This window comes from Baekduia alba (assembly GCF_028416635.1).
Classification (GTDB): domain Bacteria; phylum Actinomycetota; class Thermoleophilia; order Solirubrobacterales; family Solirubrobacteraceae; genus Baekduia; species Baekduia alba.
In genome coordinates, this window is record NZ_CP114013.1 from 4,490,709 (window position 1) to 4,509,428 (window position 18,720).

The 18,720-nt window shown below is 72.9% G+C and carries 21 protein-coding genes and 1 riboswitch; of the genes, 14 read left to right on the top strand and 7 right to left on the bottom strand.

The annotated features are described in order from the left end of the window. The first annotated feature begins 5 nt into the window (after nt 1–5). Entirely contained in the window at nt 6–578 is a 573-nt protein-coding gene (gene pspAB, locus DSM104299_RS22470; protein WP_272473898.1) for a PspA-associated protein PspAB, read from the top strand. 8 nt (nt 579–586) lie between these two features. Here pspAB and DSM104299_RS22475 read toward each other — a convergent pair whose 3' ends face one another. Next, nucleotides 587–1,069, bottom strand: coding sequence for a PP2C family protein-serine/threonine phosphatase (locus DSM104299_RS22475; protein WP_272473899.1), 483 nt, complete (start codon nt 1,067–1,069; stop codon nt 587–589). Nucleotides 1,070–1,166: 97 nt separating this feature from the next. Here DSM104299_RS22475 and DSM104299_RS22480 point away from each other — a divergent pair, with 97 nt between their 5' ends. Both DSM104299_RS22480 and DSM104299_RS22485 read left to right on the top strand, forming a co-directional pair. Next, nucleotides 1,167–1,664, top strand: a complete 498-nt coding sequence (locus DSM104299_RS22480) for a glycosyltransferase family protein (protein WP_272473900.1) — start codon at nt 1,167–1,169, stop codon at nt 1,662–1,664. A gap of 63 nt (nt 1,665–1,727) precedes the next feature. Beyond that, nucleotides 1,728–2,738 carry a glycosyltransferase family protein gene (locus tag DSM104299_RS22485; RefSeq protein ID WP_272473901.1) on the top strand — a complete coding sequence of 337 codons (1,011 nt, stop codon included), beginning with the start codon at nt 1,728–1,730 and terminating at the stop codon, nt 2,736–2,738. A 33-nt stretch (nt 2,739–2,771) separates the two neighbouring features. On the opposite strand, the gene pspAA is transcribed toward DSM104299_RS22485, so the two are convergent. The 3 genes from pspAA to DSM104299_RS22500 form a co-directional block, all read right to left on the bottom strand. Then, on the bottom strand, nt 2,772–3,056 hold the full coding sequence (pspAA, locus tag DSM104299_RS22490; RefSeq protein ID WP_272473902.1) for a PspA-associated protein PspAA: 285 nt from the start codon (nt 3,054–3,056) through the stop codon (nt 2,772–2,774). After that, nucleotides 3,053–3,811, bottom strand: a complete 759-nt coding sequence (locus tag DSM104299_RS22495) for a PspA/IM30 family protein (RefSeq protein WP_272473903.1) — start codon at nt 3,809–3,811, stop codon at nt 3,053–3,055. The genes pspAA and DSM104299_RS22495 overlap by 4 nt, the downstream gene beginning before the upstream one ends. Nucleotides 3,812–3,888: 77 nt before the next feature. Then, nucleotides 3,889–4,539, bottom strand: a complete 651-nt coding sequence (locus DSM104299_RS22500) for a hypothetical protein (RefSeq protein ID WP_272473904.1) — start codon at nt 4,537–4,539, stop codon at nt 3,889–3,891. Nucleotides 4,540–4,543: 4 nt separating this feature from the next. Next, nucleotides 4,544–4,690: riboswitch (cyclic di-AMP (ydaO/yuaA leader) on the bottom strand. Nucleotides 4,691–4,870: 180 nt separating this feature from the next. On the opposite strand from DSM104299_RS22500, the gene DSM104299_RS22505 reads away from it, so the two are divergent. The 9 genes from DSM104299_RS22505 to DSM104299_RS22545 all read left to right on the top strand — a co-directional run bounded on the left by DSM104299_RS22505 (nt 4,871) and on the right by DSM104299_RS22545 (nt 13,351). Beyond that, the gene (locus DSM104299_RS22505; protein ID WP_272473905.1) at nt 4,871–6,091 is read left to right on the top strand and encodes a cell wall-binding repeat-containing protein; all 1,221 of its coding nucleotides are present in this window, start codon (nt 4,871–4,873) and stop codon (nt 6,089–6,091) included. Beyond that, entirely contained in the window at nt 6,088–6,429 is a 342-nt protein-coding gene (locus DSM104299_RS22510) for a hypothetical protein (RefSeq protein ID WP_272473906.1), read from the top strand. Before DSM104299_RS22505 ends, DSM104299_RS22510 begins: the two co-directional genes overlap by 4 nt. A gap of 9 nt (nt 6,430–6,438) precedes the next feature. Continuing rightward, nucleotides 6,439–7,233, top strand: coding sequence for a methyltransferase domain-containing protein (locus DSM104299_RS22515; RefSeq protein WP_272473907.1), 795 nt, complete (start codon nt 6,439–6,441; stop codon nt 7,231–7,233). Between the two features lie 32 nt (nt 7,234–7,265). After that, nucleotides 7,266–8,300, top strand: coding sequence for an LLM class flavin-dependent oxidoreductase (locus tag DSM104299_RS22520; RefSeq protein WP_272473908.1), 1,035 nt, complete (start codon nt 7,266–7,268; stop codon nt 8,298–8,300). Between the two features lie 257 nt (nt 8,301–8,557). Further along, complete coding sequence (gene xseA, locus DSM104299_RS22525; protein WP_272473909.1) at nt 8,558–9,883, top strand: exodeoxyribonuclease VII large subunit; 1,326 nt, start codon at nt 8,558–8,560, stop codon at nt 9,881–9,883. Next, complete coding sequence (xseB, locus tag DSM104299_RS22530) at nt 9,880–10,104, top strand: exodeoxyribonuclease VII small subunit (protein WP_272473910.1); 225 nt, start codon at nt 9,880–9,882, stop codon at nt 10,102–10,104. The genes xseA and xseB overlap by 4 nt, the downstream gene beginning before the upstream one ends. Further along, nucleotides 10,101–11,168, top strand: a complete 1,068-nt coding sequence (locus tag DSM104299_RS22535) for an enolase-like domain-containing protein (RefSeq protein WP_272473911.1) — start codon at nt 10,101–10,103, stop codon at nt 11,166–11,168. Before xseB ends, DSM104299_RS22535 begins: the two co-directional genes overlap by 4 nt. Nucleotides 11,169–11,396: 228 nt before the next feature. Continuing rightward, on the top strand, nt 11,397–12,014 hold the full coding sequence (locus DSM104299_RS22540; RefSeq protein ID WP_272473912.1) for a VOC family protein: 618 nt from the start codon (nt 11,397–11,399) through the stop codon (nt 12,012–12,014). Next, entirely contained in the window at nt 12,011–13,351 is a 1,341-nt protein-coding gene (locus tag DSM104299_RS22545; RefSeq protein ID WP_272473913.1) for a dihydrolipoyl dehydrogenase family protein, read from the top strand. The genes DSM104299_RS22540 and DSM104299_RS22545 overlap by 4 nt, the downstream gene beginning before the upstream one ends. Here DSM104299_RS22545 and DSM104299_RS22550 read toward each other — a convergent pair. Then, on the bottom strand, nt 13,341–14,300 hold the full coding sequence (locus DSM104299_RS22550; protein ID WP_272473914.1) for an LLM class F420-dependent oxidoreductase: 960 nt from the start codon (nt 14,298–14,300) through the stop codon (nt 13,341–13,343). The two genes, DSM104299_RS22545 and DSM104299_RS22550, sit on opposite strands and share 11 nt — an antisense overlap. A gap of 56 nt (nt 14,301–14,356) precedes the next feature. Here DSM104299_RS22550 and DSM104299_RS22555 point away from each other — a divergent pair, with 56 nt between their 5' ends. Beyond that, nucleotides 14,357–15,154, top strand: a complete 798-nt coding sequence (locus DSM104299_RS22555; protein ID WP_272473915.1) for a 3-hydroxyacyl-CoA dehydrogenase family protein — start codon at nt 14,357–14,359, stop codon at nt 15,152–15,154. On the opposite strand, the gene DSM104299_RS22560 is transcribed toward DSM104299_RS22555, so the two are convergent. Beyond that, nucleotides 15,139–16,056 carry a LysR family transcriptional regulator gene (locus DSM104299_RS22560; protein WP_272473916.1) on the bottom strand — a complete coding sequence of 306 codons (918 nt, stop codon included), beginning with the start codon at nt 16,054–16,056 and terminating at the stop codon, nt 15,139–15,141. The two genes, DSM104299_RS22555 and DSM104299_RS22560, sit on opposite strands and share 16 nt — an antisense overlap. A 72-nt stretch (nt 16,057–16,128) precedes the next feature. Here DSM104299_RS22560 and DSM104299_RS22565 point away from each other — a divergent pair, with 72 nt between their 5' ends. Beyond that, nucleotides 16,129–16,749 carry a glutathione S-transferase family protein gene (locus DSM104299_RS22565; protein WP_272473917.1) on the top strand — a complete coding sequence of 207 codons (621 nt, stop codon included), beginning with the start codon at nt 16,129–16,131 and terminating at the stop codon, nt 16,747–16,749. 531 nt (nt 16,750–17,280) lie between these two features. On the opposite strand, the gene DSM104299_RS22570 is transcribed toward DSM104299_RS22565, so the two are convergent. Continuing rightward, nucleotides 17,281–18,612, bottom strand: a complete 1,332-nt coding sequence (locus DSM104299_RS22570; protein WP_272473918.1) for a hemolysin family protein — start codon at nt 18,610–18,612, stop codon at nt 17,281–17,283. Nucleotides 18,613–18,720: the final 108 nt, after the last annotated feature.

Here is an 18,720-nt window from a genome sequence, read left to right on the forward strand (position 1 = left end):
GGTCGATGGGCTTCCTCGACTCGCTCCTGGGCCGCAGCAAGGTCAAGGGCCCCGCGCCCGACCGGCTGTTCGCGATCACCACCGCGGCGGTCGCGCTGGAGACCGGGCCGGGGATCAGCACGCGCGGCACCGCCGCGATCGTCTTCCAGCCGCTGGCGACGGGCGACTTCGCCCAGATCGTCACCGAGATGGAGGAGGTCGTCCGCGGCACCGGCGAGGAGACCGGGACGACGCTGGAGACCAGCGACGACTCCTACGGCTACCGCTGGATGGTCCTGCGCGACGACGACATCGAGGACCTCGCGGTCGGCGTCAACGCGGTCAGCGACGCGCTGGCGCTCGGCGGCTACGGCAACCGCGTGCTGTGCGCGGTCTTCGCGTTCCAGCAGGCCGACGGCCAGCCGGTGCACTTCATCTACAACTACAAGCGCGGCACCTGGTACCCGTTCGTGCCCGCCGGCGGCGAGCAGCAGCGGTCCACCGAGCGCGAGCTGCAGATCAAGGCGCAGATCGGCGCCGAGCTGCCGATCGAGCCCGAGCTCGAGCGCTGGTTCCCCCTCTGGGGCATCCCGCTCTAGCCAGCGGGCTACCCCTCGCGCAGGACCGCGAGGAGCGCGACGTCGTCGGGCCAGGCCTCGACGTCGGGCGCGAGCGCGTCGAGGACGCGGTCGCACATCGCGTCGAGCGTCGGGGCGGCGCTGGCGGCGACGACGCGCAGCGCCTCGAGGCTGAGGTCGAGCCGCTCGTCGCGGCGCTCGACCAGGCCGTCGGTGTAGAGCAGCATCCGCGCGCCGGCCGGCATCCGGTGGTGCTCGACGCCGCGGTGCTCGACGCCCGCGCCCAGCGGCGGCCCCAGCGCGCCGGTGATGAGGCGGGCGCCGCCGGCGTCGACGAGCACCGCCGGCGGATGGCCGGCGCTGGCGACCACCATCTCGCCGTCGGCGTCGACGGTGACGAACATCGCCGTGGCCGTCGCGTCCATCGCGGCGACGAAGCGGTCCAGGCGCTCCAGCACCGCGCCCGGCTCCGGGTCCTCCAAGGCGTAGGCGTGCAGCGCGGCGCGCACCACGCGAGGTCGGCCACTGCCCGCCCGGAGGTCGCGTCAGGCAGTCCCGCATGGAGATGTCGTCATCGGCTGGATCGCCGGCCTCGAGCACGCGCCCGACATGCGCGCGCTGCGACTGACCGAGACGCTACGTGCCCTGCAGGCACAGCACCCTCAGCTCTGGGTGACGACGATCGGCGTGCCGCTCGCCCTCCGCGAGCGCTACCGACACGCGTCCTTCATCGCCTTCGATCAGCTGCCCGCGGCGACGGTCAACTTCGACATCGGGATCGCCCCGCTGCTCGATACGCCGTTCAACCGCGCACGCTCCAACATCAAGGTCAAGGAGTACGCAGCGTCACGCGTTGCGTGGTTGGCATCGCCTGTCGGCCCGTACGCCACCCTTGGGGAGCATGCGGGCAGTCAGCTCGTGGCCGATGACGCGTGGCCCGAAGCGCTCGACGCGTTGATCCGCGATGCAGAGCGCCGACAGGTGCTGGCCCGCACGGCTTACACCTGGTCACGGTCGCAGACCATCGACGCGGCCGTGGACGAGTACCAGTCGGTCTTTGCCGCTGCGATCAAGCGCGCGGGCAACCCGGCGTTGACCTCCGTGTAGGTCGGAAGCCAGCTGTCAGGGGCTGCCGTTGTCGACGCACGAGCGGCTGGGCAAGCTCTGACGATGCGCATCGGAGTGTTGACCGAGCTGAGCCCAGCGGCGCGCTATCGCGTCCACTACCCGTTGGACGCGATGCAGCGACGAGGTCACGACATCGTGTGGCCCAACGACGACGGCTCACCCCGCGTCGACGCGTTCCCCTCGTGCGACGCGCTCCTGGTGTATCGCAGCCATGGCTCCGCCGTGCGCAACCTCCTCAAGCGGCTACGTGCGTCCGGCATAGCGATCGTGTGGGACAACGACGATGACCTCCGTCACCTGCCTCGCGACCGCGCGACGCGGCGCCGCGCAGGTGGCTTTAGTAATCAGGCGATCTTCGACGAGACGGCGCGGACCGCGAAGCTCGCCCATGTCGCCATCGCGACGAGCGAGCCGATCGCAGCGGCCTACCGTGGCGCTGGCGTTCGTGACGTCCGCGTCATCGCGAACTACTTGGCGTCCGGAACTGCGCGCCAGGCACGCCCGCATGACGGCGTCGTCGTGGGATGGATCGCGGGGCTCGAACACGCGTCCGACGTTCAGCCGCTGCGTCTGAATGAGACGTTCCGCGCGTTGCAGGTCGAACATCCCGACCTAAACGTCATCACCATCGGTGTGAGGCTCGCGCTGCGCGAGCGCTACCGGCACGCGCCGCACGTGGTGTTCGACAAGCTGCCCGCGGTGATGGCCGGCTTCGACATCGGGCTCGCTCCGTTGCTCGATACGCCGTTCAACCGAGCGCGTTCGGACATCAAGATCAAGGAGTACGCCGCCTCCGGCGTCCCCTGGCTGGCGTCACCTGTCGGCCCATACGCCGAACTCGGAGAGGACGCGGGTGGCCGACTCGTGCCCGTCGGTTCGTGGCATGAGGTGCTGAACAAGCTCATCGGCGACGCGAACGCCCGACGGCACCTGGCCCAGACCGGGCGCGACTGGGCGCGAGGGCAGACGATCGACGCGGTGGTCGATCGCTACGAGACGGCGTTCGCCGATGCAGTTGGGCGCGTCGGCGAAGCTGCCTTCGCCTCCGCATAGGGCGGCGGACGCAGTCCTCTACTCACTGACCCCCTACGCCGGGTCCGGGACCAGGCCTTCTCCGGTGAAGTCCTCGCCGGCCTCGGCGAAGGTCAGGTCGGCTGGAGGCAGGATGATGTCGGAGCCGAAGAGGTCGTCGTCTTCGACGGGGGTGCCTTCGGTGCGGACGAAGGTCAGCAGGGCCTCGAAGGAGGACGCGTAGGCCGCCTCGTCGTCGGCGTCGACGGCGGCGACCGTCGCGTCGTCGAGCTCGTTGAGCTTGGCGTGCAGCTCGTCGGGGAGCGCGTACTGGCCCTCTTCGGAGATCCGGACGATCACGCCTGGCCCTCCTCGAGCTGCTTGGCGTCGCCGCCCGTGGCGCCGCCCGTGCCCAGCTCGGCCTTCATCTTGGCCAGCTCGTCGTCGACGACCGCGCCGCTGGAGAGCTCACGGAGCTGCTTGTCGATGTCGTCCTCACCGGAGCCGAGCGCGGTGAGGTCGTCGAACGTCCCGGCCTCCTCGAGCTCCTGCACCGCGTCGGCGCGGGCGCGCATCTGTTCGGTCTTGTCGACCGCGCGCTGCATCGCCAGGCCGACGTCGGCCATCTGCTCGCCCACGCCGGTCGCGGCCTCGGAGATCCGGACCTGCGCCTCGGCGGCGCTGTACTGCGCCTTGATGACTTCCTTCTTGGTGCGGAAGGTCTCGATCTTCGTGCGCAGCTTCGCCTCGCTGTCGGTCAGCTTCTGCTGCTGAGCCTCGAGCTCGGTCACCTGCTGATCGAGCGACTGCAGCTCGGTCTGCGCGACGTTCTTGCGCTCCAGCGCGACGCGCGCGAGCTCCTCGTTGCCCTGCGACAGCGCCTGGCGAGCCTGCGTGTCGAGCTTGACGACGGACTGCTCGAGCTTCGTGGACTGCATCTGCAACCGCTTCTTGGCGGTGACGACGTCCGCGATGCCCTTCTTGACGTTCTGCAGCGACTCGAGCTGCTTCTGGTAGCTGTAGTCGAGCGTCTCCGCCGGGTCTTCGGCGCGGTCGAGCAGCTTCGAGATCTTCGCCTTCACAACCGTCGAGAAACGGCCACTCACACCCGGCATCGGGCCTCCGTACAGATCGCGGGTAAGGGGTCTGCCCCTAGCCTACCCCGCCCGCGATCGATGTCCGGAGCCGGTGGCTAGAAGCCGACCGGATGACGGGCCGTGAAGCCCTTGGTGCTGCGCAGCACCGGGCGCCAACGCGGGCCCTTGGCGCCGCTCGGGTCGCCGGCGGCGCTGGTGTCGAGCCGCAGGCCCGCGATGATCGCGAACGCATGGCCGGGGTTGGTGTAGATCGTGAACCACGTGCCCGGGCCCCGGGCGCCCCACTTCATGAAGGACGAGGAGTCCAGCGGCGCCTTGAGCATGTTCGCGCCGTGGAGCGCGTAGGACACGGTGCCGGAGCAGTCGTAGCCGCCCTTGCCGGTCGAGCCTGCGAACTTCAGGTTGTGCCCGCCGCCGTAGACGTAGGGCTTGCCGATGATCTCGTTGGCCGCGGCGATCGCGGCCTGGACCTCGACCGGCGCCGACTCGGGCGCGGCGGCCAAGCCGGTGGGCAGGACGGTGGCCGTCTGCTCGGGGGTCAGCTGCGTCGTCGCCGGGTTGGGCTGCCCGTAGGCCACGCCGCCCGTGGCGGGAACGGGGACGGTGGGGGCCGCGGGGGCCGCCGTCGTCGCCGGGTCGCTGCTGGTGGTGCTGTCGTCTGCGCCGCCGGTCGGGGTCTGGGCCAGCGCCGCAGGGGCGGCGACCAGCACAGCAACCATCGACAGCACAAGGGCGAGTGCCCGCAAAACCAAATCCTCTTTCGTCGGCCTGCGGGGTTAGCTGACGGGCTAGCGCGGAAAGAGCCTGCGCTTCCCAGGAAAACTCCTGGAATTCGCCCCAAACAACCTTTGGGTCCCCCGCCCCAGGCTCCTCACCTGGGTTCGGCGTGGTCGGAAACCTACACGACCGGGACGAAAGATGCACATCCACGTCCCGCAATGCAGGTTGCACCCTGAGCTTCGGCGTCGCGAGTACCCATTCGAGCCAATTTGTTCGCCCCCGGACAGATGTTCCCCCGGTCCGGGGAGGCAGCGGAATGACGCGTGACGGCGGACCCACACCGTAGCCTGCCCGGCGATGCCCTCCCGCCGTCGCCTCGTCGCGCTGCTCGCCGTCGCGCTCCTCGGCCTCCTCACGGCCGCCGGCTGCGGCCGCGGCTCCGGCACCGACGACAACAGCGACAAGACGCCCCACACGACGCCGACCACCGGCGCCAAGGGCACCGAGACGACCGCGGCGCAGGACCTCGGCTTCCCGACCTTCGCCACGAAGAACACGACGCGCATCGGCGGCGCCGACCCGATCGCCGACGCGGCCGCCGCCGCCCGTGCCGTGTACACGGCCACCTCGGCGATCACGCGCCCGAAGGCCGTCGTGCTCGCCGACGTGAAGGACTGGCGCGTCGGGCTGGCCGCCTCGGTGCTGATGAGCGCGCCGATCCGCGCCCCGCTGCTCTACGCCGACGGCCCGGACAAGCTGCCCGGCGCGACCCAGGACGCGCTCGCCGCGCTCGCGCCCAAGGGCTCCAAGGACGCGGGTGGCGCCCAGGTCATCCGCGTCGGCGACGTCCCCAAGGTCGAGGGGTCCAAGACCACCGACCTGCGCGGCGCCAGCCCGTTCGCGCTCGCCCGCGCGATCGACGCCTTCCAAGCCGCCGCCCACGGGACGACGAGCGACCGCGTCGTCGTGGTCGGCGCCGACGCCCCGCAGTACGCGATGCCCGCCGCCGCCTGGGCCGCCAAGGGCGGCGACCCGATCCTCTTCGTGCGCAAGGACAGCGTCCCCGAGGACACGCGCGCGGCGATCGCCGCCCACCAGCAGCCCAAGATCTACGTGCTGGGCAACCAGAGCGCGGTCTCCGACAAGACGCTGACCCAGTTGCGCAAGCTCGGCAGCGTCACGCGCATCGCCGGCGCCACGCCGGCCGCCTCCTCGGTGGCGTTCGCGCGCTTCGTCGACGGCGCGTTCGGCTGGGGCGTCGTCGACCCCGGCCACGGCTTCGTCTTCGCCAACGCGCAGCGCCCCGCCGACGCCGGCGCCGTCGCGCCCCTGTCGGCCAGCGGCAGCTACGGCCCGATGCTGGTCGTCGAGGACCCGGACAAGCTGCCGTCCGCCATCCAGGGCTACCTGCTCGACGTCCAGCCCGGGTACAGCCGAGATCCGGTGCGCGGCGTCTACAATCACGGCTGGATCGTCGGCGACGAGAGCGCGATCTCCGTTCCTGTCCAGTCGCAGATCGACGCCCTCCTCGAGATCGTCCCCGTCAACGAACGCGCGAGCACCCCTTCCTCACCATGAGCCAGGCCGAGAGCCCCGACCGCCTCAACCGCGACGTGACCGTCGACGACGTCCGTCAGCTCATGGGCGCTTCGACCCCGCACTTCGCGCTCCAACTGCGCAACCGCATCGCGCGCCTGATCGCTCCGCTGCCCGCCGGCCACCCGGCGCGCGCGCTCGGCGAGCAGGAGATCGCGCGGCTCACCGCCCTCGGCTTCAGCGGCGAGACGCGCGGCCACCACGCCGAAGCGGGCATGCGCACCCTGCGCTCGGTCAGCGACGCCGGCGACCCGCACGAGCCGCGCGTCACCGGCGGCCCGGGCGCCGAGGCGCCCGCGCCGAACACCACGATCGCCTAGCGGGAGACCATGGGCGACGACGCGATCGCCCGTGCCCTGCCGCTGCTCCAGCCCGCGGCGCGCGCCGGGGCCGGTGGGTCGTCCGCGTCCGCGCACGGCTACCTCGACCTGCTCGGCGACGACGACGAGCCGGTGGGCATGGCGCCCGGGCCCGCGGGCCGGCTCATGGTCACCCGCGCCCTGCCCGTCGTCTACGAGCGCTGGTGGCGCCCGGCCTGGGGGCGCGTGCTGCGCGGCGCGATGGCCGGCGGGATGCGCGACGAGCACCGGATCGCCCGGCTGCTGCTGGGCCTGACGCCGGGCGACGGCGTCCTGGACGTCGCCTGCGGGCCGGGCAACTTCACGCGCGAGTTCGCGGCGATCGTCGGGCCCGGCGGCCTCGCGATCGGGATCGACGCGTCCGCCACGATGCTCGCGCGCGCCGTGCAGGACACCGGCACCGGCCCCGAGGCCGAGCAGATCGGCTACGTCCGCGGCGACGCGGTCGCGCTGCCGTTCCGCGACGCCTCGTTCGACGCGGTCTGCTGCTTCGCCGCGCTGCACCTCTTCGCCGACCCCGACGCCGCGCTGGACCACATGACGCGCGTGCTCACGCCCGGCGGCCGGTTGGCGATCCTGACCAGCTGCCGCCTGCGGTCGGTCCCCGGCCGGACCGTCAACGACCTCGCCGGCACCCGCAGCGGCATGCGCATCTTCGGGCCCGACGACATCGTCGACGGCCTGCGCGAGCGCGGCTACGCGGAGATCTCCCAGCGCATCGCCGGCCTCACGCAGTTCGTCGGCGGCCGCCTCGGCGCGAGCTGAGCGCCGGCGGGCGCCGATACCCTGGACCGCTGATGCGCGCAGGAGTCTTCCTCGCCTACTGGCCGTGGTTCACGCCTGCCGAGCAGGTCGATCTCGCCATGCTCGCCGACCGCCTGGGGCTGGACTCCGCGTGGGTCGCCGAGGCGTGGGGGCAGGACGCCGTGTCGGTGCTCGGGCTGCTGGCCGGCAAGACCGACCGGATCGGCCTCGGCTCCGGCCTGATGCAGATCCCGGCCCGCAAGCCGACCGCGACGGCGATGGCCGCCGCGACGCTCGACGTGCTCAGCGACGGGCGCTTCCGGCTCGGCCTCGGGCTCAGCGGGCCGCAGGTCAGCGAGGGCTGGTACGGCGTGCCGTTCACGCGCAACCTCGCGCGGACGCGCGAGTACGTCGACGTGGTCCGGCGCACGCTCGCGCGCGAGAAGATCCTGATGGACTTGGACGGCGGCACGGACCCGGCCCACCCACCGACCGGCCTGGGCAAGCCGCTCAAGCTGCTGACCCGGCCGGTCCAGGACCCGTTGCCGATCTACCTCGGCGCGATCGGGCCGAAGGCCGTCAAGCAGGCCGGCGCGCTGGCCGACGGCTGGCTGCCGTTCATGCTCGACCCCTCCGACCCCGACGTGCTGATGGCGCCGCTGCGCGAGGGCGCCGCGGCGGCGGGCCGCTCGCTGGCCGACATCGACATCGCGCCCGTCGTCCCGGTGGCGGTCGACGAGGACCTCGCCGCCGCGCGCGACGCCGTCCGACCGTGGCTGGCCTTCTACCTCGGCGCGATGGGCGCCAAGGACAAGAACTTCTACGTCGACCTCGCCGAGCGTCAGGGCCACGGCGAGGCGGCGCGCCACGTGCAGGAGCTCGGCCTGGCCGGCGACCGCCTCGGCGCGGTGGCCGCCGTGACCGACGGGCTGGTCGACGCGGGCGGGATCGCCACGACGCCCGCCGGCCTGGACGAGCACCTGGCGGCCTACGAGCGCGCAGGCGTGAACACGCTCGTCGCCGTGCCGTGCGGCGACGACAAGCCCGGCGTGCTGCGCGCGCTGGCGGCGGCGACGGTGACGCGCTGATGGACGCGCGAAGGACCTCGCCTGGCGGCTCGGCTTCCGGGCGGATGCTCGCCCAGGGACTCGCGTCCGCGGTGGTGGGCTGCCGATGAGCGCGCGAAAGACCTCGCCTGGCGGCTCGGCTTCCGGGCGGATGCTCGCCCAGGGGCTCGCCTCCGCGGTGGTGGGCTGCCGATGAGCGCGCGAAAGACCTCGCCTGGCGGCTCGGCTTCCGGGCGGATGCTCGCCCAGGGGCTCGCCTCCGCGGTGGTGGGCTGCCGATGAGCGTCCAGCCTCGCCCCGAGGGCATCGCCGGCTCGTCGCTGGCCGGCCCGTTCCCGGTCGGCGCCTACGCGGAGAAGCTGCGCGAGGAGCTGCGCAAGCGCGCGCGGGTCCAGCTGTTCGGCGAGGTGTGGAACTTCCGCGCGAGCAAGGCCAAGATCTACTTCGAGTTGCGCGACGGCGACGGCGCGGTGCCCTGCTCGATGTGGCGCAACGACTTCGAGCGCCTGGGCCTCCAGCTCGGGTCGTTCACCGACGGCTGCCAGGTCGTGGTCGCCGGCGGGCCGGGCTACTACCCCGGCTCGCGCACGTCGTCGCCGTCGTTCTCGTTCGACGTCAGCGGCCTGCGGATCGCCGGCGACGGCGACCTGCTCGCGCAGATGGAGGCGCTGCGCCGCGCGCTCGGCGCCGCCGGCCTCTTCGAGCCGCAGCGGCGGCTGCCGCGCCCGGCGCTGCCGCGCTGCATCGGCGTCGTCACCGGCGAAGGCGGCAAGGCGCGCGACGACGTGCTCGCCGGGCTGCGCCGGCGCGGCTGGGCGGGCAGGCTCGTGTGGGCGTTCGCGCCGGTGCAGGACCGCCACGCCGCGCCGCGCATCACCCAGGCGCTCCAGGACCTCGCCGCCGTCGAGGAGGTCGAGGTCGTGATCGTCGCGCGCGGCGGCGGCTCGCTGGCGGACCTGTTCGCGTTCTGCGACGAGACGCTGTGCCGGACCGTGGCGATGCTGCGCGTGCCGGTCGTCGCGAGCGTCGGCCACCACACCGACCGCACGCTGATCGACGACGTCGCGGCCGTCAGCTGCTCGACGCCGACGCACGCCGCCGAGGCGGCGGTGCCGACGCATCCGGTCGAGGCCCGCGCCGCGCTGGCGCGCTGCGCCGCGTCGCTGCAGACCCACGGCCGCCGCGCCGTCGTCACCCGCGCGCGGCATCTCGCGGCGCTCTCGCGCGCGCCCGCGCAGGCGATCGCGCGCCACCGCGTCGCGCTGCACCAGCGGCTGAAGGAGCTGCGCGCCGCGACGCGCCGGCGCGTGGTCGACGACCGCGAGCGCGTGACGCGCCGCGCCGGCGCCCTCCAGCGCAAGGCCGGCGCCGCCGCCGGCGCGCAGGACCGCGCGCGCCGCACCGCGCTGGACTCGCTGGCCGCGGCGCTCGCCGCCCACGATCCGGAGCGCACCGTCGCTCGCGGCTACGCGATCGTCGACGACGGCGCGGGCGCCATCGTCACCTCCGCCGAGCAGGCGCGCGCGCTCGGCGACGTCCGGCTGTTCTTCGCCGACGGGCCGGCGGACGCCAAGATCATCAACAAGAGGGAGGGCTCGTCGTGAGCGAGACCATGACCTACGAGGGCGCGACCGCGCGGCTCGAGGCCATCATCAAGCGCCTGGACTCCGGCGAGGCCGGGCTGCGCGAGACGCTCGACCTCTGCCAGGAGGGGCGCGGGCTCGTCGAGTTCTGCGCCGGCGAGCTCGACGCCGTCGGCAAGGGGCTGGAGGAGCTGCGGCTCGACGAGCTCGTCGCGCGCCTCGAGCAGCGGCCGCCGGCATGAGCGAGGACCGCGGGATGCTCTGGTCGCGGGTCGCCGACCTGCCGCTGGAGATCGAGGACTACGCCTTGGAGCGCCTGGAGCGCGACGTGTCGTCGGACTTCACGCGCGTGTCGACCGTCCTGCGCCTGCGCGGCGGCGACGGCCACGAGGGCCTCGGGGAGGACGTCAGCTACGACGCCGAGGACCAGCTGGCGCTCCAGAACGCCGGCCCGACGCAGCCGCTGGCGGGCTCCTGGACGCTCGAGTCGTTCTGCGACCACCTCGCGACGCTCGACCTCTGGCCCGAGCCGGCCCGCCACGACGCGTCGGTGCTCTACCGCGTGTGGGCCTATGAGTCGGCGGCGCTGGACCTCGCGCTCCGCCAGGCGGGGCTGTCGATCACCGCCGCGCTTCAGCGCGAGGCGCGGCCGCTGACGTTCGTCGTGTCCCTGCGGCTCGGCGAGCCCGCGACGCTCGGCCCGCTGCGCGCCCGCCTGGACCCCTACCCCACCACGCGCTTCAAGCTCGACCCGACGGCGTCGTGGGACGACGCGCTCGTCGCCCAGCTCGTCACCACCGGCGCGGTCGACACGGTGGACTTGAAGGGGCTGTACGTGGGGTCGGTCGTCGACAACCTGCCCGACCCGGCGCTCTACCGCCGCGTGGCCGAGGGCTTCCCGGACGCGTGGATCGAGGACCCGGCGATCGACGACGCCACCTGGCCGGTGCTCGAGCCCCACCAGGACCGCATCACGTGGGACGCGAACATCCACAGCGTCGACGACATCGTCGCGCTGCCGTTCACGCCGCGGATGGTCAACGTCAAGCCCTCTCGGCTCGGCGGCCTGCGCCCGCTCTTCAAGGCCTATGAGTACTGCGAGGCCAACGACATCATGATGTACGGCGGCGGCCAGTTCGAGCTCGGCGTCGGCCGCGGCCACATCCAGTACCTCGCGGCGATCTTCCACCCCGACGGCCCCAACGACGTCGCGCCGGGCGGCTACAACCTCGTGGACCCACCCGCGGGCCTGCCGTCCTCGCCGCTGCCGGTGCTGGCGAGCCCCACCGGCTTCAGCTGGGGCTAGCCCGGAACGCGGAAGGGCCCGCACGCGAGCGCGCGGGCCCTTCACGCCTCTCCTCCTCCGGGAAGACGCGCGAGAGCCTACAGGCGGGCTGCGCATCCGACCACCCGCGCGGGAAGGTCGCGAGGTTGCCTCCGCGGCGGCGCGTCCCTAGATTCGGCCCGACGGGCGCGACCGAGGCTCGGCTGTGCGGGACGGTGGCGCCGCCAACCACCCACGAGGAGCAGCATCATGGACATGAAGCTCGAGGTCGTCGTGATCCCCGTCTCCGACGTGGACCGCGCCAAGGCGTTCTACGAGCAGCTCGGCTGGCGGCTGGACGCCGACTTCGCCACCGACGCGACGTTCCGCGTCGTGCAGCTCACGCCACCGGGCTCGGACGCGTCGATCATCTTCGGCACGGGCCTCACCGACGCGACCCCCGGCTCCTACGACGGCCTCCAGCTCGTCGTCGAAGACATCGCGGCCGCCCACGACGAGCTCGCCGCTCGCGGCGTCGCGGTCGACGACGTCTTCCACGACGCCGGCGGGATCTTCCACCACGCCGGCACGACCGACCGTGTCCCCGGCCCCGCCCCGGACAACGGCACCTACGGCTCGTTCCTGTCGTTCGCCGACCCGGACGGCAACGGCTGGATCGTCCAGGAGGTCACGACGCGCCTCCCCGGCCGCGTCGAGGACAAGCCCGCGAGCTACGCGTCGACGCCCGACCTCGTCGACGCGCTGAAGCGCGCGGCGGCCGCCCACGGCGAGCACGAGGCCCGCACCGGCGAGGCCGACGCCGACTGGCCGGAGTGGTACGCCGACTACATGGTGCGCGAGCGGACCGGGCAGGAGCTGCCGTCGTGAGCGCCGACTACGACGCGATCGTGCTCGGCGCCGGCTCGCCCGGCGAGCACTGCGCGGGCGCCCTCGCGGAGGGCGGCCTGCGGGTCGCCGTCGTCGAGCGCCAGCTGGTCGGCGGCGAGTGCTCCTACTGGGCGTGCATCCCGTCCAAGACGCTGCTGCGCCCCGGCGAGGCCGCGCACGCCGCCCGCGAGGCGGCGGTGCCCGACGCGCAGGTCGACGTCACCGCCGCGCTGGGCTGGCGCGACTTCATGGTGTCCAACTACTCCGACGACGGCGCGGCGCAGTGGCTGAAGGACACGGGCATCGACCTGGTGCGCGGCCACGGGCGGCTCGCCGGACCGGGCGCGGTCGAGGTCGACGGCGTCCGCTACACCGCCGACCACGTGGTCCTCGCCACCGGCGCGGACCCGTTCATCCCGCCGATCCACGGCCTCCGCGAGCTCGAAGGGATCTGGACCAATCGCGAGGTGACCGGCATGAAGGCCGTCCCGCGCCGGCTGCTGATCCTCGGCGGCGGGGCGGTCGGCGTGGAGATGGCGCAGGCCGTGCGCCGCCTGGGCGGCGAGGTCGCCGTCGTCGAGGGCGCCGAGCGCGTCCTCGCCCACGAGGCGGCGCCGCTGGGCCACGCGGTCGGCGAGGTCCTGCGCCGCGACGGTGTCGAGCTCGCGCTCGGCGTGCACGCGGTCCAGGCGCGGCGCGTGGACGACGACTACCTCCTCGTGCTCGACGACGGGCGCGAGCTGCGCGGCGACCAGCTGCTCGTCGCCACCGGCCGGCGCCCGCGGGTCGCCGACGTCGGCCTGGAGACCGTGGGCGTCGCGCCCGACCCGCACGGGGTCGCCGTCGACCCGCACATGCGCGTGAGCGAGCAGCTGTGGGCGCTCGGCGACGTCGTCGGGATCTGGCCGACCACGCACGTCGGCAAGTACCAGGGCGAGATCGTGGCCGCCAACGTCCTGGGCGAGTCGCGGACCGCCAACTACGACGCGGTCCCGCGCGTGGTGTACACCGACCCGCAGGCCGCGGCGGTCGGCGCCACCGAGGCGCCGTTCAGCGCGACGGCCGCGCTGAACGCCATCGCCAAGACCGAGACCTACACGCGGGCCTACGCCGAGTCGAACGGCTACCTGACGCTGCTCAGCGACGGCGAGCGGCTGACCGGCGCCCACGCGCTCGGCCCGGAGGCCGGCGAGTGGCTGCAGCAGGCGACGCTGGCCATCCGCGCCGGCGTGCCGCTCGACGTCCTGCGCGACACCATCCAGCCGTTCCCGACGTTCTCGGAGATCTACGTCGGCGCGCTCGCCGCGCTGCGCACCGCCGCCGCCGCTAGGGGTTGAGCACCGGCGCGAGCGTCGCGCCGGCGAGCGCGATCGCGTCGAGGTCGTGGACGTCCGGCATCGAGAACGTCACGCCCTCGATCCCGACGTCGCGGAGGGCTCCGACGCGCTCGAGCAGCTGGTCGGGCGTGCCGGCGAACGTGTTGGCGATCCGGTCGGCCGGCAGGCCGGCGTCGCGCATCCCCTGGACCTTGGCCTTCACGCCTTCCTCGGTCTCGGCGACCGCGAGGCTCATCATCGCGGTCTTGGTGATCTCGGCCGGGTCGCGGCCGACGGTCTCGCAGTGCCCCGCGAGGACGCCGAGGAGGTGCTCGGCCCGCTCGGCGTCGCCGAAGAGGTTGCAGCCGTCGGCGTACTGGGCGACCATCCGCAGGGTCTTCTTCTCGCCGCTGCCGCCGACGAGGATCGGGATGTCGCCGCGCAGCGGCTTCGGGTTGTTGTAGGCGTCGGCGACGGAGTGGCGGTCACCGGCGACGGTCGCCTGCCCCTGGGTGAACATCGCGCGCGCGATCTTCAGGTGGTCCTCGAGGCGCTCGAAGCGCTCCTTCAGCGACGGGAACGCGTAGCCGTAGGCGTCGTGCTCGGCCTCGAACCAGCCGGCGCCGATGCCGTGGAAGGCGCGGCCGCCCGAGATGATGTCCAACGTCGTCGTGATCTTCGCGTGCTGGGCGGGGTTGCGGTACGTCACGCCACCGACGAGCAGGCCCAGGTTGATGGTCTTGGTCCGCGCGGCGATGCCGGCCAGCATCGTGTTGCCCTCGAACATCCAGTTCTGCGGTGGCCCGACGGGCGGGATCTGGTGGTAGTGGTCCATCAGCGTCACCGCCGAGCAGCCCGCGGCCTCCGCCGCCGTCGCGATGTCCACCAGCTTGTCGAACACGGCCTCGGGTCCGATTCCGGGGTAGTTGAAGTTCGGCAGGTGGAGGTCGAGCTGGACAGGAGCGCGCATGGCCTGACCGTACCCCGCGACGCCCGACCCGTCCCACCCGGTAGAACTCCCGCCCTATGCACGAGCGACTTGGCATCGTCGGCAGCGGCGCGATCGCCTGTGGGCTGGCGGCCGCGGCCGCCCGGCACGGTGAGGTCGTCCTCTGGGCGCGGTCCGACGGTTCGGCCCAGCGCGCGCGGGCGGCCGTCGAGAAGGCGTGCGGGAAGCTCAGCGGCGAGGTCAACGCCGAGCACGTCTCGATCGTGCAGGACCTCGACGCGCTGGGCGGCGTGACCGCCGTCGTCGAGGCGGTCGTCGAGGACGTCGCCGCCAAGGCGCAGCTGTGGGGCGCGCTCGGCCAGGTCGTCGACGACGGCGCGCTGCTCGGCTCGACCACCTCGTCGCTCTCGGTCGCCGACCTCGCGCAGGCCAGCGGCGCGCCCGAGCGCTTCGTCGGCCTCCACGTCTTCAACCCGGTCCCGAAGATGAAGCTCGTCGAGCTCGCGTTCCCGGCGGAGGCCTCGGAGGACACGCGCGCGCGGTCGGTCGCGTTGTGCGAGGGGTTGGGCAAGACCGCGGTCGTCGTGCCCGACATCCCCGGCTTCGTCGTCAACCGGCTGCTGTTCCCCTACCTCTTCAGCGCCGTCGCGCTGCAGGAGGAGACCGGCCTGCCCGCCGAGTCCATCGACACCTGCATGCAGCTCGGCGCCGGCCACCCGATGGGGCCGCTGGCGCTCCTGGACTTCGTCGGCCTCGACGTCGCCCAGGCGATCGGCGACGCGATCGGCTCCGCGGTCCCGGCGTCGCTCACCGCGCTGGTCGACGACGGCAGGCTCGGCCGCAAGTCCGGCGCCGGCTTCTACGCGTACGACTGAACGCCCAGCAGCGTCCGCGCGGCCTCGACCAGGACGTCGACCAGCGCGGTCGCGCTCGCCGGCCGCGGCCCTTCGGGCACGGTGATCGCGCACAGCGTGCGCGACGGCGGGTCGTCGCCGGCGATCGGGCGCGCGACCACGCGGTCCTGACCCGTCAGCGCCAGGTACGGCACCAGCGCCACGCCGGCGCCCGCGGCGACGAAGCCCTGCACGGCGCCGTAGTCGGCGCTGGAGAACACGACCTCGGGCTCGAAGCCCGCGGCCGCGCACGCCCCGCGCACGAGGCCCGCGCAGAACGCGGTCGGCGCGACCCACGGCTCGGCCGCCAGCGACGCCAGCTCGATCGGGCCCTCGCCGACCAGCGGGTGACCCACGGGCAGCACGACCCACAGCGGGTCCTCGGCGACGACCGTCCGCGCCAGCCCGTCGAGCACCTCGACGCCGTTGGGCTCGAAGACCACCGCGACGTCGCAGGCGCCGGCCCGCACGGCGGCGACCGCCGGGACCGGGTCCTCCTCGGCCAGGTGCAGCTCGACGTCGGGGAAGCGCTCGCGGTAGCGCGACACCGCCGCCGGCACCAGCGCGGTCCAGGACGACTCGAACGCCGCCAGCCGCACCAACCCGCCGCGCAGCCGGGCGAGCTCGTCGAGCTCGGCGCGCGCCGCCGCGAGCTGGCCGAGGACGATCGCGGCGTGCCGGTCCAGGACCGCGCCCGCCTGCGTCAGCCGGGCGCCGCGCGCGCCGCGCTCGACCAGCACGGCGCCGACCTCGCGCTCGAGCGCCGCGACCTGCTGCGAGATCGCCGACGGCGTGTACTGGAGCTCGACGGCGGCCGCGGCGAACGAGCCGTGCTCGGCGACGGCGCGCAGGACGCGCAGGCGGCGGACGTCGGGCTCGGGCATGAAGCGCAGCTTACGTTAGCCGTCAACAACAACAGTCGCGCTTGGCTCAGGACTCCGGCAGGGTCCCGGCCCATGCGGATTCACGCCATCCCCCACTCCACGAACGTCCACCGCGTCGCGCTCGCGCTCGGCCTCAAGGGCGTCGCGGTCGACGCGTGGGTCCAGCACGCGCCCGACGACCGCGCGGCCATCCGCGCCGTCTCCGGCCAGGATCTCGTCCCGGTGGTCGAGACCGACGACGGCCGGATCCTCACCGACTCGATGTCGATCGTCGCGTGGATCGACGCGACCTGGCCCGAGCCGGCCCGGCTGTATCCAGAGGATCCCGCCCTGCGCGCCCAGATCGACGCCTTCATCACGTTCTTCAACGTCGTGTGGAAGCTTCCGCCGAACGCGATCGAGGCCGAGCGGCGCAGAGCGCGGCCCGACGCGGCGCGGATCGCGGCCTGGGTGGCTCAGCTGCAAGGCTGGCAGCACGGCTTCGAGGGGCTGCTGCACGGCCGGCCCTACCTGTTCGGGACCGACGGCCCGAGCGCCGCCGACATCTGCGCCTATCCGTTCCTGCGCTTCACGACCTCGTCGGACCCCGACGACGACGACCTCTTCCACGGCGTGCTGTTGGAGCACCTGCCCGGCGACTTCCCGGACCTCGCCGCGTGGATCGCGCGAATGGCTCGACTCCCGCTGTCCTAGAAATCGAACCGGCCCGCCTAGAGGAGGGCTCCTCAGCCGGACGAGCGCCACGGCCCCCAAAATCGAACCGGCCCGCCTAGAGGAGGGCTCCTCAGCCGGACGAGCGCCACGGCCCCCAAAATCGAACCGGCCCGCCTAGAGGAGGGCTCCTCAGCCGGACGAGCGCCAGGCCCCCCAAAATCGAACCGGCCCGCCTGAGGAGCGGGCCGGATCGTGCTTCTGGGAGGAGGTGCACGTGCGAGTACGTTCGCGAGAGCGATTCTCTGCCCGCTTCCTGAAGCCGCCCTAAAAGTTGACTTCAGATTGACCAAGAGCAGACGCTCCGGGCGGTCGGGCCCACAGGAGAGGGCCCAACCGCCCGTAAGGCGTGCAGGTGGACCCACCCCGGTCCGACCTGTACCACTCGCGCCGCCCCACCGTCCCACGGGAGAGCCGACGCAGAACCCCGCTCCGTCCGTCCACTTCGCGGGGGCCGTTCCAGAAGCTCCCAACGCACGCCGCGCGCGGAACTTGCGCCTACCGCGAGCGCGCTCAGGCGTTGCGTTGTTCGTCGCCGGACACCGCGCCCTGCTGAGCGCGGCGCTCGCGGATGCGGACGGCCTCGATGCGGTTCTCGCGCACCGACTCCACGCGGATCGAGTAGCCGTCGGCGGTGATCTGGTCGCCGCGCTTGGGCAACCGACCGAGCTCGGCGAAGACGAAGCCGCCGACCGAGTTGTAGGCGTCGGTGTCGATCGGCAGCTCGACGCCGTAGTCGAGCAGGTCGGTGACCGCGACGTGGCCCCGGACGAACCAGTCGCCGTTGGCCAGGCGCCGGATCTCGCCGCCCGCCGGGTCGGTCTCGTCGTCGATCTCGCCGACGACCTCCTCGATGATGTCCTCGACGGTGACGATGCCGACGACGCGGCCGTACTCGTCCACGACCACGGCCATCGACGAGCGCTGGCGCTGCAGGTCGGCGAGCAGGTCGTCCAGCGGCTTGGTCTCCGGGACGATCACGGCCTCGCGGACGAGCGGGCCGATCGACGCGTTCGGGCCCTCGGCCATCAGCGCCCGGGCCAGCGAGTTGGAGTGCACGATGCCGCGCACGCGGTCGCGGTTCTCGTCCTCGGTCACGACGAGCCGCGTGTGGCCGGAGGAGATGCAGCGGCGCAGCGCGGTCTCGACGTCCTCGCTCACGTCGACGGTGACGACCGCCGGGATCGGCGTCATCACCTGGCGCGCCTCCTGCTCGTGCAGGTGGAAGACGCCGGTGAGCATGCCGGCCTCGCCCGGGTCGAGCTTGCCGCCGGCGCGCGCCTGGCCGATCAGGATCCGCAGCTCCTCGGGCGTCGCGCCCTCCTCGGACGCGGCCTCCGGGTCGACGCGCAGCAGCCGCAGGATCGCGTTGGACACCATGTTCAGCAGCGAGATGAACGGCTTCATCCCGGTGTCGAAAGCCTTCAGCGGCCGCGCCACGAGGATCGCGATCCGATCCGGGTGGATGATCGAGTAGATCTTCGGCACCTGCTCGCCGAGCACGACGTGCGTGCCCGTGACGATGATGTACGCGATCGCGACCGAGATCCCGATCTTGACGTTGTGCGAGAAGCTGCCGAACAGCGGCTCGAAGATCGTCGCGATCGCCGGCTCGCCGAGGAAGCCGATACCCAGCGAGGCGAGCGTGATGCCGAACTGGCAGGCGCTCAGGTACTCGTTGAGGTCGTCGTGCAGCGCGAGCGCGCGGCGGGCGCCGGCGCTGCCCTCGTCGGCCTGGTCCTGCAGCGAGGAACGGCGTGAACGGACCAGCCCGAACTCCGCCGCGACGAAGAAGCCGTTGATGGCGATGAGCACCATCACCGCTAGGAGCAGGAGGGCGGTCACGCGGTGAGGCCGGGTCCGAGCCCGGCGCTACTTCGAGAAGGGTCGTCGTTCATGGAGCGACGCGCAGAACGGTACCAGCGTCGCGGTGGTCCCACGACACGGGCACCG